This is a genomic window from Streptomyces sp. NBC_00019, assembly GCF_045041015.1.
Classification (GTDB): domain Bacteria; phylum Actinomycetota; class Actinomycetes; order Streptomycetales; family Streptomycetaceae; genus Streptomyces.
In genome coordinates this window covers 5,921,969-5,935,260 of record NZ_CP108302.1, presented here as the reverse complement: position 1 = coordinate 5,935,260, position 13,292 = coordinate 5,921,969, and the positions used below count along the sequence as shown (strand labels likewise).

11 protein-coding genes are annotated in these 13,292 nt (G+C 71.1%); 8 read left to right on the top strand and 3 right to left on the bottom strand.

From position 1 onward, the window contains the following. The first annotated feature begins 41 nt into the window (after positions 1-41). The gene (locus OHU89_RS28045; RefSeq protein ID WP_405646839.1) at positions 42-893 is read left to right on the top strand and encodes a hypothetical protein; all 852 of its coding nucleotides are present in this window, start codon (positions 42-44) and stop codon (positions 891-893) included. Positions 894-901: 8 nt separating this feature from the next. Here OHU89_RS28045 and OHU89_RS28040 read toward each other — a convergent pair whose 3' ends face one another. Then, positions 902-2,584: a BACON domain-containing protein gene (locus OHU89_RS28040; RefSeq protein WP_405646837.1), complete on the bottom strand. Its 1,683-nt coding sequence runs from the start codon at positions 2,582-2,584 to the stop codon at positions 902-904. A 198-nt stretch (positions 2,585-2,782) separates the two neighbouring features. On the opposite strand from OHU89_RS28040, the gene radA reads away from it, so the two are divergent. Both radA and disA read left to right on the top strand, forming a co-directional pair. After that, positions 2,783-4,192 carry a DNA repair protein RadA gene (radA, locus tag OHU89_RS28035; RefSeq protein ID WP_266889267.1) on the top strand — a complete coding sequence of 470 codons (1,410 nt, stop codon included), beginning with the start codon at positions 2,783-2,785 and terminating at the stop codon, positions 4,190-4,192. 81 nt (positions 4,193-4,273) lie between these two features. Beyond that, positions 4,274-5,398 (top strand): DNA integrity scanning diadenylate cyclase DisA, encoded by a 1,125-nt coding sequence (gene disA, locus OHU89_RS28030; RefSeq protein ID WP_046263317.1) that lies wholly within the window; start codon positions 4,274-4,276, stop codon positions 5,396-5,398. A 101-nt stretch (positions 5,399-5,499) separates the two neighbouring features. Here the strand turns inward: disA and OHU89_RS28025 are convergent, their stop codons facing one another. Beyond that, complete coding sequence (locus OHU89_RS28025; RefSeq protein WP_405646835.1) at positions 5,500-6,327, bottom strand: hypothetical protein; 828 nt, start codon at positions 6,325-6,327, stop codon at positions 5,500-5,502. A gap of 355 nt (positions 6,328-6,682) precedes the next feature. On the opposite strand from OHU89_RS28025, the gene OHU89_RS28020 reads away from it, so the two are divergent. The 5 genes from OHU89_RS28020 to cseC all read left to right on the top strand — a co-directional run bounded on the left by OHU89_RS28020 (position 6,683) and on the right by cseC (position 11,273). Continuing rightward, positions 6,683-7,618, top strand: coding sequence for an A/G-specific adenine glycosylase (locus tag OHU89_RS28020; RefSeq protein ID WP_405646832.1), 936 nt, complete (start codon positions 6,683-6,685; stop codon positions 7,616-7,618). A 236-nt stretch (positions 7,619-7,854) separates the two neighbouring features. After that, positions 7,855-8,397 carry a SigE family RNA polymerase sigma factor gene (locus OHU89_RS28015; protein ID WP_046263315.1) on the top strand — a complete coding sequence of 181 codons (543 nt, stop codon included), beginning with the start codon at positions 7,855-7,857 and terminating at the stop codon, positions 8,395-8,397. Further along, on the top strand, positions 8,382-9,101 hold the full coding sequence (locus OHU89_RS28010; protein ID WP_405646829.1) for a hypothetical protein: 720 nt from the start codon (positions 8,382-8,384) through the stop codon (positions 9,099-9,101). The genes OHU89_RS28015 and OHU89_RS28010 overlap by 16 nt, the downstream gene beginning before the upstream one ends. Positions 9,102-9,213: 112 nt before the next feature. Further along, positions 9,214-9,918, top strand: a complete 705-nt coding sequence (gene cseB / locus OHU89_RS28005) for a two-component system response regulator CseB (RefSeq protein ID WP_046263313.1) — start codon at positions 9,214-9,216, stop codon at positions 9,916-9,918. An 11-nt stretch (positions 9,919-9,929) separates the two neighbouring features. Further along, positions 9,930-11,273 (top strand): two-component system sensor histidine kinase CseC, encoded by a 1,344-nt coding sequence (gene cseC / locus OHU89_RS28000; protein ID WP_405646827.1) that lies wholly within the window; start codon positions 9,930-9,932, stop codon positions 11,271-11,273. 365 nt (positions 11,274-11,638) lie between these two features. On the opposite strand, the gene OHU89_RS27995 is transcribed toward cseC, so the two are convergent. Next, complete coding sequence (locus tag OHU89_RS27995) at positions 11,639-13,213, bottom strand: MDR family MFS transporter (protein ID WP_266889273.1); 1,575 nt, start codon at positions 13,211-13,213, stop codon at positions 11,639-11,641. Positions 13,214-13,292: the final 79 nt, after the last annotated feature.

The following is a 13,292-nucleotide window of genomic DNA, read 5'->3' as shown; positions in this document are numbered from 1 at the left end:
GGCCGTATCCGGAGTCTTGCCAAGCGTCTTACCCTGGACGCGTGCCAAAGACGAAAAAGGCGAAGGCCGACAAATCCTCCAGCGGTTCTTCGCAGGCGAAGTCGCCGGTGAAGTCACCGAAGAAGTCGAAGCAGGCCCTGTCAGCCGACGAGAAGGGGCTCGATTTCGCGCGCGCGTGGGTGGAGTTCCCTGATCCGGCGGACGACGAGCAGATCTTCCGGTGCGATCTGACATGGCTGACCTCTCGCTGGAACTGCATCTTCGGCAGCGGTTGCCAGGGCATCCAGCCGGGCCGCGCGGCCGACGGGTGCTGCACTCTGGGTGCCCACTTCTCCGACGAGGACGACGAGAAGCGGGTCGCCGGGCATGTGGCCAGGCTCACTCCGGAGATCTGGCAGTTCCACGACGAGGGCACGGAGGGCGGCTGGATCTCGGAGGACGAGGACGGCGACCGCCAGACCCGCCCCTACAAGGGCTCGTGCATCTTCCAGAACCGGCCCGGGTTCGCCGGCGGCGCGGGCTGCTCGCTGCACATCCTGGCGCTCAAGGAGGGCCGGGAGCCGCTGGAGACCAAGCCGGACGTCTGCTGGCAGCTGCCGGTGCGACGGACCTACGAGTGGATCGACCGGCCCGACGACACCCGGGTGCTCCAGGTGTCGATCGGTGAGTACGACCGCCGCGGCTGGGGTCCGGGCGGCCACGATCTGCACTGGTGGTGCACATCGGCGACCTCGGCGCACGGCGCGGGCGACCCGGTGTACGTCTCCTACCGGCCGGAGCTGACCGAGCTGATGGGCAAGGCGGGCTACGACCGGCTGGCCGAGCTGTGCGAGGAGCGGCTGGCCTCCCAGCTGCCGCTGCTGGCGCCGCATCCGGCCGACCCTGTGGGCTAGGTCCACGGCTACGACGTGGACGGGCTCGGGTCGCCGCTGCCACTGGGCGGGGGCGCCGAGCTCGCCGGGTCGGACGGGGTGGGATCCGTCGGCGTCGGGTCCGGTTCGGACGTCGAGGGCGGCGGATCGCTGGGGGCCGGGTCCGTGGGGGCCGAGGTCGTGGGGGTCGGGCCCGGGTCCTGGGTGGACGGGGGCGGGTCGACGGGGGTGCCGGGGTCGGTCGGGGTGGGCGCGGTGCCGTAGCCCTCGATGGAGACGACGGCGCCGGCGGGTGAGACGGCCACGCGCGCGCTCCAGTAGCCGGAGGGCTCGCGCAGATGGTCGACGTACACCTTGATCGTCAACGACTCGCCGGGTTCGAGGGTTCCCGAGGACTGGCTGAGGTAGAGCCAGGCGGCGCCGGTGCTCGCGGACCAGCGGACCGGGGCGTCGCCGGTGGCGGTGAGGGTGATCAGTGTGGTGTCGCCGCTGTTGCCGGCCGCGACCTCCAGCTGTCCGGCGCCCTTCTTGCCGGCGCCCGTGACGCTGATGACCTTGACCGACACGTCGGGTTTGTCGCCCTTGGTGAAGCGGTCGGCGGGGCGGGTGCTGGCGTTTCCGGCGTTCTCGTAGCCGCCCGCGGCCTCGCCGTCCAGGCTGTCGGCGCCGTGCGCCTCACTGGCGCTGGCCGAGCGCCCCTCGGCGCCCTCGGCGGTGGGGGTGCCCCGATAAGCGGCCCACAGGGCGAGCACGGGGGCTGCCACGACGGTGGCGACGACGGTCGTCGTGACGGCACGCGCGCGGAGGCGGTCGCGGCGGGCCGCGCGGTCCTTGGGGTCCATCGGGAAGCCGCGCCGGTCGAAGCGGGGCACGGACGCACGGGAGAAGTGCGCCATGGCGACGTGCAGCGTCGCGCGCGGGGCCTGCAGGACGGGCAGCTCGGAGGGGGTGATCATCGCCCCGGGCCAGCGGCCGGCGACCGCGCGCTCGGCGGTACGGCGGCAGCGCGGGCAGTCGTCGACATGCCGTACGAGCTCGCGGCGCAGGGCCGTGCCGATCACCAGCTGGTGGTCGCCGGTGAGGCGGGCGACGCTCGGGCAGGTGCCGGTCTCCACGACGGCGAGGGCCGCGCGCGTGCGCTCGACCTCACAGGCGGCGGAGGCGAGCAGTTCACGGGCGGCGGCCAGGTCCATGCCGAGGACGGCGGCGACCTCGTGGGCGGCGAGGTGGTGGCGTACGGCGAGTTCGAGCGCCTCGCGCTGCTCCGGGGTGGTGCCGGCGGCCTCCGGCCAGGCCAGCAGGGCGAGTTCGCGCCGGCGCTCCTCCTGGGCCTCCTGGGAGACGGGCGGGACCGCCTGCTTCTCGGCGTGGTGCCGGCCCGCCGCGTGGGTGGCCTGACGTTTCTGCTTGGCCTCGGCGAGCTTGCGCAGACACGCCCAGCGGGCCAGTGCGTACAGCCAGGCCCGGCGGTCCCCGGCCGCCTCCGGACCGCGGCGGCGCTCGGCGAGCGCGAGGACGTCGCCTAGAGCGGCGGTTGCCGCGTCGTGGTCGCACAGCACGGACAGGCAGTAGGTGAACAGGCCGTCCAGATACGGTTCGTAGCGCGCCGGCGTACGCTGCGCCAGCGTGCGCGCCGCACCGCGGTCACGCGCCTCCCGTTGCGCCCGGTGCGCGCCGGTGGTGCGGGTCGAGGTCTCCGGACTGCTGCTCATCACCCGTGGACCGTAGGGCGCGGGCGATGGCCCCTTCTGCCCCCTTGAGCACTTTTACTCCGTGCGGGTGAAACGATCCCTCATAAGGGGACAGGAACCCCTGATTCCGTGGCCTGTTCCTGACGTCGGTGGCCGGATGGCATCGGGCGCTCACGGCCTCCGACGGGCTTTGTCAGTGTCGCCCGTTACGGTTCGTGCATGGCTGCCCGTACGAAGACCGCCAAGGACCGACCCGCCTACCGCTGCACGGAGTGCGGCTGGCAGACGGCGAAGTGGCTCGGCCGCTGCCCCGAATGCCAGGCGTGGGGCACCGTCGAGGAGTACGGCGCGCCCGCGGTGCGTACGACGGCACCGGGCCGTGTCACCACCTCCGCCGTGCCCATCGGCCAGGTCGACGGCCGCACGGCCACCGCCCGCTCCACCGGCGTACCCGAACTGGACCGGGTGCTCGGCGGCGGACTCGTACCCGGCGCGGTCGTCCTGCTCGCGGGCGAGCCCGGCGTGGGAAAGTCGACCCTCCTCCTCGACGTGGCGGCCAAGTCGGCGAGCGACGAGCACCGCACGCTGTACGTCACGGGTGAGGAGTCGGCCAGCCAGGTCCGGCTGCGCGCCGACCGCATCAAGGCCATCGACGACCATCTGTACCTCGCCGCGGAGACCGACCTGTCCGCGGTCCTGGGCCACTTGGACGCGGTGAAGCCGTCCCTGCTGATCCTCGACTCCGTACAGACGATCGCGTCCCCCGAGATCGACGGCGCCCCCGGCGGCATGGCCCAGGTGCGGGAGGTGGCGGGCGCGCTCATCCGCGCCTCCAAGGACCGCGGCATGTCCACCCTCCTCGTCGGCCATGTCACCAAGGACGGCGCCATCGCGGGCCCGCGCCTGCTGGAGCACCTCGTGGACGTGGTGCTCTCCTTCGAGGGCGACCGGCACGCACGCCTGCGTCTGGTCCGCGGCGTCAAGAACCGGTACGGCGCGACGGACGAGGTCGGCTGCTTCGAACTGCACGATGAGGGCATTACCGGCCTTACCGACCCGAGCGGACTTTTCCTGACCCGTCGTGACGAACCGGTCCCCGGTACCTGTCTGACGGTCACCCTGGAGGGCCGACGCCCGCTGGTCGCCGAGGTCCAGGCCCTCACCGTCGACTCACAGATCCCCTCACCCCGCCGTACGACCTCCGGCCTGGAGACCTCCCGCGTCTCGATGATGCTCGCCGTTCTGGAGCAGCGAGGCAGAATCAGTGCACTCGGCAAGAGAGACATCTACTCCGCGACGGTCGGCGGAGTGAAGCTGTCGGAGCCGGCCGCGGACCTCGCCATCGCCCTCGCGCTGGCGTCGGCGGCGAGCGACACCCCACTGCCCAAGAACCTCGTCGCGATCGGCGAAGTGGGCCTTGCGGGCGAGGTCAGACGGGTCACGGGGGTCCAGCGCCGGCTCGCCGAGGCACACCGTCTGGGCTTCACCCACGCCCTCGTACCGGGCGACCCGGGCAAGATCCCTGTCGGCATGAAGGTCCTGGAAGTCGCCGACATAGGAGAGGCCCTGAGGGTCCTTCCGCGGTCGCGTCGGCGAGACGCCCCACGGGACGAGGAGGAGCGCCGGTAGACTTTGCCCTGGTCTCGCCCGTCCGTACGAACCGAAGGTGCGAAACGGGAGCGTCCCAGAACCTGCGACCGGAGGAGTGCAGTGGCAGCCAACGACCGGGCAGCAGCTCCCGGAAAGTCCGGTGGGAGCTCCGGTGCCGATGGCCTGATGCGCGCCTCACTGAGCGCCGTGGCACCCGGCACGGCCCTGCGCGACGGCCTCGAGCGGATTCTCCGCGGCAACACGGGCGGACTCATCGTGCTCGGTTTCGACAAGACCGTCGAGCCGATGTGCACGGGCGGTTTCGTCCTGGATGTCGAGTTCACGGCCACGCGTCTGCGTGAGCTGTGCAAACTCGACGGCGGCATCGTGCTCTCCACGGACGGATCGAAGATCCTGCGGGCGGGTGTGCAACTGGTACCCGACCCGACGATCCCCACGGAGGAGACGGGCACGCGCCACCGCACGGCGGACCGTGTCTCCAAGCAGGTCGACTTCCCGGTGGTGTCGGTCTCCCAGTCCATGCGGCTGATCGCCCTCTACGTCGACGGCCAGCGCCGCGTCCTGGAGGACTCGGCGGCGATCCTGTCCCGAGCGAACCAGGCCCTGGCGACCCTTGAGCGCTACAAGCTCCGCCTGGACGAGGTCGCGGGAACGTTGTCAGCGCTGGAGATCGAGGACCTCGTGACGGTCCGGGACGTGTCGGCGGTCGCCCAGCGCCTCGAGATGGTCCGCCGCATCGCGACGGAGATCGCCGAGTACGTGCTCGAACTCGGCACCGACGGACGTCTCCTCGCCCTCCAGCTCGACGAGTTGATCGCCGGCGTGGAGCCCGAGCGCGAGCTGGTGGTCCGGGACTACGTCCCCGAGCCCACGGCCAAGCGCTCCCGCACGGTCGACGAGGCCCTGTACGAGCTCAACGCCCTCACCCACGCCGAGCTCCTCGAACTGTCGACGGTGGCACGGGCCTTGGGCTACACCGGCTCTCCGGAGGCGCTGGACTCCGCGGTCTCCCCGCGAGGCTTCCGTCTGCTGGCGAAGGTGCCGAGGCTGCCGGGCGCGATCATCGACCGTCTGGTGGAACACTTCGGCGGCCTGCAGAAGCTGCTGGCCGCGAGCGTGGACGACCTGCAGACGGTGGACGGGGTCGGCGAGGCGCGGGCGAGGAGCGTGCGCGAAGGGCTGTCGCGGCTGGCGGAGAGCTCGATCCTGGAGCGGTACGTCTAGCCACCCAAGGGGCGGGGCTGTATTGATTTGCGGCTCCGCCACGTGGGCGCGAGCAACCACAGCGCCGCCGCAGCCGACCGACAACCCCGCGCACCCCTACGTCAGTCGCTCTCCAACACGAACGACGTCTGCACCTTCGCGTACCCCGGCGCGGTCAACTCCACGAGATACGTCCCCGCACCCGCAGACCCCGCCGGCGGCGTCGCACACTGCGGAGCACTCGGCTTCCGGTCCCACTTGACGGTGTACGTGATGCTGCTCCCCGCGGGCACCCGGAACACCAGGCTCGCCGCGGTCTTCGGGCAGTCCGCGGAGGACCAGTACTCGTCGTCCTCGGCAGCCTCGGTAATCGTCAACACCGCGCTCTTCGGCCCGAGATCGACCTTGCAGTCACCGCCGGAGGAGTTCGCCGCGGTCAGCAGCAGCGCCGGCGTCTCGCCCGGCCCGTACCCGTTGCGGAAGCTGCTCACGGTCAACTTCACGGACCCGGCCGCGCAGTTGGGAACCCCGGACCCCGCCGGAAGGGTGTCGTCCTGCCCGACCCCGCTGCCCGCGCCGCCGCCACCGGCCGCACCTTCGGACCCACCGGAGCCGGACCCCGTACCGGAAGTCGAGGAACCCTCACCGGATCCGTCGCCCGACCCCGACCCCGAATCCGTTCCCCCGGAGTCCCCGCCCGGCGTCGACTCGTCGCGCCCGCCCGGCGCTTGACTGATCGCCGGCCCGGAGCTCGTCGGCCCGGGAGTGATCGAGGGCGCGGGATTCTTGCCGTTGGACCCGTCGGCACCGTTCTTGCCCCCACCGCCGCCCGAGGAGACGACCCAGGCGATCAGCAACGCCAACAGGGCCAGCACAGACAGCAGTACGGCCCTCCGCCGCCAGTAGATGGTGGAGGGAAGCGGCCCGACCGGATTGCGCAGAGATCCCACGGCGCAAACTGTACGAGAGATCGGCGCCTTCGCCGCCCCTACCCGCCGCCGGGGACCACAACTTTTCCGGATCATCATTCCGGAGAGGGCGGCTCACGCGGCCGACCTCACGAGCTCGGGCGCATCATGATCGCGGGGCGTGACCGTTTCAGCCAGTCGCCTACCCTCTGTGACATCACCGCTCTCCCCGCATGACACTCCTACGTGGGTACGGCACACCGCCGAAACGCACCACTTCCGCTCGTCAGGCGCCGTCTCTCTCCAGCACTGCCCCCACGCGCCCCTCCCCGCCGTACCCCCTGAGGGGTGGCGCGTCCCACGCGCCCCCTACCCCGCATGGCAGGATCGGAAGGCCATGACTGCGCCCACGAAGCCCCCGCACAGCAACCCCTCCGACACCCCCTCCGAGTCCCCCGGCGGAGAGCACCTGCACACCCCTGTCATCGACTGGTTCGACGAGCACGCCCGCGACCTGCCGTGGCGGCGACCGGAGGCCGGGCCGTGGGGGGTGATGGTCAGCGAGTTCATGTTGCAGCAGACGCCGGTCAGCCGCGTCCTGCCGGTGTACGAGCAGTGGCTGGCCCGCTGGCCGCGCCCCGCCGACCTCGCCGGGGAGGCCCCCGGTGAGGCCGTGCGCGCGTGGGGCCGGCTCGGCTATCCGCGCCGCGCCCTGCGCCTGCACGGGGCGGCCGTCGCGATAACCGAACGGCACGGCGGCGACGTACCCACCGACCACTCCCAGCTCCTCGCGCTGCCCGGCATCGGGGAGTACACGGCCGCGGCGGTCGCCTCCTTCGCTTACGGCCAGCGCCACGCGGTTCTCGACACCAATGTCCGCCGCGTCTTCGCGCGGGCCGTCACCGGTGTGCAGTACCCGCCGAACGCCACCACCGCCGCCGAACGCAAGCTGGCCCGCGCCCTGTTGCCCGAGGAGGAGCGGACGGCCGCCCGCTGGGCCGCCGCCTCCATGGAGCTCGGCGCACTGGTGTGCACCGCCAGGAACGAGTCCTGCCACCACTGTCCGATCGCCGCCCAGTGCGCCTGGCGGCTCGCGGGCAAGCCGGAGCACGACGGTCCGCCGCGGCGCGGACAGACGTACGCCGGTACCGACCGCCAGGTCCGCGGCAAGCTCCTCGCCGTCCTGCGCGAGGCCCACGCGCCCGTGCCGCAGACCGCGCTCGACCGGGTGTGGCACGAGCCGGTGCAGCGCGCGCGGGCGCTCGACGGACTCGTCGCGGACGGGCTTGTCGAGCCCCTGTCCGGTGGTTTGTATCGGCTGCCGTTGACGTAACAGCGCCGCCCCACACCGCCAAATCACCCTGAACCGGCGCTATTCGGTGCGCCGGTTTACCCCTTTCCTACTTCCGTTACACAACCGACGGACAGCCGAGCGCTGGCCGCGCGCTGTCCCGCACAGCTCCGTGACAACCGCTCCGTAGCTTCATTGGCGTACCGCAGGAGAGCGGCACACAGGCAATGGAGAACCGGCAGCGGGCGGGTCGGAAACGGGGATGGAGGCGGTCGATCATGGCGCAGGGCGAGGTGCTCGAGTTCGAGGAGTACGTCCGCACCCGGCAGGACGCGTTGCTGCGCAGCGCCCGTCGCCTGGTCCCGGACCCGGTCGATGCCCAGGACCTCCTGCAGACGGCGCTGGCACGGACGTACCACCGCTGGGACGGCATCGCGGACAAGCGGCTCGCGGACGCCTACCTGCGCCGGGTCATGATCAACACCCGCACCGAATGGTGGCGGGCCCGCAAGCTGGAGGAGGTGCCGACCGAGCAGCTCCCGGACGCCTCGGTCGACGACGCCACCGAGCAGCACGCGGACCGCGCCCTGCTGATGGACATCATGAAGGTGCTCGCCCCGAAGCAGCGCAGCGTGGTCGTGCTGCGACACTGGGAGCAGATGTCCACGGAGGAGACGGCCGCCGCCCTCGGCATGTCGGCCGGAACGGTCAAGAGCACGCTGCACCGGGCCCTCGCCAGGCTCCGCGAGGAGCTGGAGAGCCGCGATCTGGACGCACGCGCGCTGGAGCGTGAGGAGCGGGAGCGTTGCACGGCGGCCTGACCGACGCGGACCCCTCACCGGGCCGGGGCACTTTGCAGGCGGCGTTCACGGCGATGGCCGTGCTCGCCGCCCTCGCCCTTTTCGTCTCCGCCTGCGCCACCGGCGGCACCGGCACCCGCGACGAGGGGCCGGCTTTCGTCGAGTCCTCGTCGAGCACCGACATGGCGGCGGGGGGCGCCGCCTCGGCCTCGCCTTCCAGCGCCCCTGCCTCCGCGCCCTCTGCCTTCGCGTCCGAATCCGGCTCCGATTCCGACCCGCTGAGCCATACGGCAGCGGTCAAGTTGGTCAAGAGCGATCCGCTGGTCTCGGCGGAGGTCAAGGACGACCTCAAGCCGTGCGTCGCGGACGAGTACCCGCTCGACGTGGCCTCCGGCGATCTGACCGGAGGTTCGTCGGACGACGTCGTGGTCAACGTGCTGACCTGCGGCGACGGCGTCGGTGTCGGCTCGTACGTGTACCACGAGGAGGGCGGCGCCTACGAGAATGTGTTCAGCGCCGAGGAGTCCCCGGTCTACGCGGAGATAGACAGCAGCGGCAACCTGGTGGTGAGCAGGCAGTTGTACGAGAAGGGCGACCCGGTGTCGAGCCCGTCCGGCGAGGACGTGATCACCTACCGGTGGTCTTCGTCGGGTCACTTCGTCAAAGTGCGGTACGCGCACAATGAGCTCGGCGACCTCGGACCCACCCCGTCTCCCTCGGAGTGAACCGATCGGGGCCTACGATCCGATCACCTGTCAACGGCACCACGACTCCCCATAGACAGCGACACCCAGACAGCGACACCCAGACAGCGACACGAGGACAGAGAGCAGCGGGATGGCAGACCAGACCCACGTTCTGTTCGTCGAGGACGACGACGTCATCCGCGAGGCCACCCAACTCGCCCTGGAGCGGGACGGCTTCGCGGTCACCGCCATGCCCGACGGACTGTCGGGCCTGGAGGCGTTCCGCGCCGACCGCCCCGACATCGCCCTGCTGGACGTCATGGTCCCGGGCCTGGACGGCGTCAGCCTGTGCCGGCGCATCCGGGACGAGTCGACGGTGCCGGTGATCATGCTGTCGGCGCGCGCGGACTCCATCGACGTGGTGCTGGGCCTGGAGGCGGGCGCCGACGACTACGTCACCAAGCCGTTCGACGGTGCCGTGCTGGTCGCCCGTATCCGCGCGGTGCTGCGCCGTTTCGGGCACGCGGGCGGCGGTGACCGGTCCGAGGAGAGCGGCGCGGCGGCCGACGGCGGGGTGCTGACCTTCGGCGAACTGGAGATCGACACCGAGGGCATGGAGGTACGCCGGGCCGGGGAGCCGGTGGCCCTCACCCCGACCGAGATGCGACTGCTCCTGGAGTTCTCCTCCGCGCCGGGCACGGTCCTGTCGCGGGACAAGCTCCTGGAGCGGGTGTGGGACTACGGCTGGGGCGGTGACACCCGCGTCGTCGACGTCCATGTGCAGCGACTGCGTACGAAGATCGGCCAGGACCGGATCGAGACGGTCCGCGGTTTCGGCTACAAGTTGAAGGCCTGAGCGGGGCGGACATGCGGGGGAATCTTCGGCGCCTGGTCCCGGCGCGGCTGGAGCGTACGGGCATCCGTACGGGACTGAGGTGGAAGCTCAGCGCGGCCATCGCGCTGGTCGGCGCGCTGGTCGCGATCGCCCTGAGCCTGGTCGTGCACAACGCCGCCCGGGTCTCGATGCTGGACAACGCCCGCGACCTCGCCGACGAACGCATCCAGATCGCCCAGAACAACTACGAGAAGACCGGTCTGGCGAACTTCCCGCACGTCGAGAAGAACGACTCGTCGCTGCCGATGCCGCTGCGGCACAAGGTCGAGCAGGGACGCCGGGCGACCTATGTGACGGACGGGCCGGGCGGGGCGCCGGACATCTGGGCGGCCGTACCGGCCAAGGACGGCAATGTGCTGTCCCTGCACACCGGGTTCACCGACCGCAGCACCGACATCCTCAAGGACCTGGACCAGGCCCTGGTGATCGGCTCCATCGCGGTCGTCCTCGGCGGCAGCGCGCTCGGCGTGCTCATCGGGGGCCGACTGTCGAGCCGGCTGCGCAAGGCCGCGGCCGCCGCCAACGAGGTCGCGAGCGGTGAGACCAACGTGCGGGTGCGGGACGCGATCGGCGGGGTCGTACGGGACGAGACGGACGACCTCGCGAGCGCCGTGGACGCCATGCGGGAAGCGCTGGAGCAGCGCCTGGAGGCGGAGCGGCGGGTCACCGCGGACATCGCCCACGAGCTGCGGACCCCGGTGACCGGCCTGCTCACGGCGGCCGAGCTCCTCCCCCCTGGCCGGCCGACCGAGCTGGTCCTGGACCGGGCGAAGGCCATGCGCACCCTCGTCGAGGACGTCCTGGAGGTGGCCCGGCTGGACAGCGCGTCCGAGCGGGCGGAGCTTCAGGACATCCTGCTGGGCGAGTTCGTCGCCCGGCGGGTGACGGCGAAGGACCCGGAGATCGACGTCCGGGTGGTGCACGAGTCGATGGTCACGACGGACCCGCGGCGCCTGGAGCGGGTGCTGTTCAACCTGCTCGCCAACGCCGCCCGGCACGGCAGACCGCCCATCCAGGTCACCGTCGAGGGCCGGGTCATCCGGGTCCGCGACCACGGCCCCGGGTTCCCCGAGGACCTCCTCGCCGACGGACCGAGCCGCTTCCGCACCGGCAGCACCGACCGCGCGGGCCACGGCCACGGCCTCGGCCTGACCATCGCCGCCGGCCAGGCCCGAGTCCTCGGCGCCCGCCTCACCTTCCGCAACATCCGCCCCCCAGGCGCCCCCGAGGGAGTCCCGGCAGAGGGCGCGGTAGCCGTCCTGTGGCTACCGGAACACGCACCGACAAACACGGGAAGCTACCCGATGATGCCGTAGGTCCGGACCGCGGCCCGCCCGACGTTCGAGGCCACCAGCCCGCCCGGCGTTCGAGAACAAGGGCTGACCACCCCAACACCGGCCCGTGTCTCCCAGCCCGCCGGGCGTCCGAGAACAGGGCCTGGCCATCCCGATCCCCCACCCACCCGCGCCGCTCAGGGCCGGCCCGCATCCTCCAGCCCGTCCGGCGTTTGAGGACGAGGCCCGTCAAGGGCCGTCGGGGGTCTGGGCGCGCAGCCCCCAGGGAGCGGGGTCGAAGGGGCAGCGCCCCTGGGGATGGGGCGGGTAGGGGCGGCGGGGGCGAGGAAAAGGCGAAGACCCCCCGGGGCGGACACCAGCCGGGGGGCCTTCAGCTCAGGTTCGGATCAGACGGCCTCGACGACCTGCATCGGCGCCGCCGCCTCCTCCGCCTCGTCCTTCGGCCCCGCCCCCTTCAGCGGAACCTCCTTCACGAACACCGCAGCGACCAACGCCAGCACCGCCACCACAGCCCCCAGCAGGAACGCCGAGTGCGTACCGGACGACACCGCATGCTGATACGCCTCACGCGCCGCATCCGGCAGCTTCGCCAGACTCGCCGCATCCAGCTGCGCGGACGACTCGGTCACCTTCGCCCCGATCGCCCCACCCCGCTCGGCCATGACGTCCTGGACCCGGCTGTTGAACAGCGCGCCCATGATCGCGACACCGAAGGAGGAGCCGAGCGTACGGAAGAGAGTCGTGGACGAGGACGCGACGCCCATGTCCTTCATCTCGACGCTGTTCTGCGCGACCAGCATGGTGATCTGCATCAGACAGCCCATACCGAGCCCGACGACGGCCATGTACACCCCGGACGTGAACCGCGAGGTGTCCGTGTCCATCAGCGACAGCAGGTACAGCCCGACGACCATCAGCACACTGCCGACGACCGGGAACACCTTGTACCGCCCGGTGTTCGTGGTCACCCGCCCCGCCACCATCGATGTCACGAGCATCGCACCGAGCATCGGAAGGAGCAGCAGCCCGGAGTTGGTCGCGGACGCACCCTGCACGGACTGCTGGTACAGCGGCAGGAACAGCGTCGCACCGAACATCACGAACCCGGTGACGAAGCCGATGAGGGACATCAGCGTGAAGTTGCGGCTGCGGAAGATGTGCAGCGGCACCACCGGCTCGGCAGCCTTGGTCTGCCAGAACACGAACCCGATCAGCGCGGCGACACCGATACCGATGAGCTCCATGATCCGCGCGGAGGACCAGGCGTACTCCGTACCGCCCCACGTGGTGACCAGCACGATCGCGGTGATGCCCACGGTCAGCAGCCCGGCACCGAGGTAGTCGATGCGCGCCTTGGCCCGCTTCTTCGGCAGATGCAGCACGGCACTGATCGCGGCGAGCGCGACGACACCGAGCGGCAGGTTGATGTAGAAGGCCCAGCGCCAGCCCCAGTGGTCGGTGATGGTGCCGCCGACCAGCGGTCCGCCGATCATGGCGAGCGCCATGACGCCGGCCATCATGCCCTGGTACTTGCCCCGCTCCCGCGGCGGAATGAGGTCACCGATGATCGCCATGACACCGACCATCAGACCACCGGCGCCAAGGCCCTGAACGGCCCGGAACCCGATGAGCTGTCCCATGTCCTGGGCCATGCCGCTGAGCGCCGACCCGATCAGGAAGAGCACGATCGACGACATGAAGACGCCCTTGCGCCCGTACATGTCACCGATCTTCCCCCACAGCGGGGTGGAGGCCGCGGTCGCCAGCGTGTACGCCGTCACGACCCATGACAGATGCTCGAGCCCGCCCAGCTCACCGACGATCGTCGGCATCGCGGTGCCCACGATCATGTTGTCGAGCATCGCCAGCATCATCGTGATCATCAGAGCGAGCAGGACGACCCGCACGCTCTTCGGTTGCTTGCCGTCTTCCGGCTCGGCCGTCGTCTGTGTGTCCGCCATGATTCCCACTCCCCCAGCTACTTACTTGCCGCCCGGCAAGTTGACTACACTGGGGAACGTAGACCCGTAACTAGCCGGG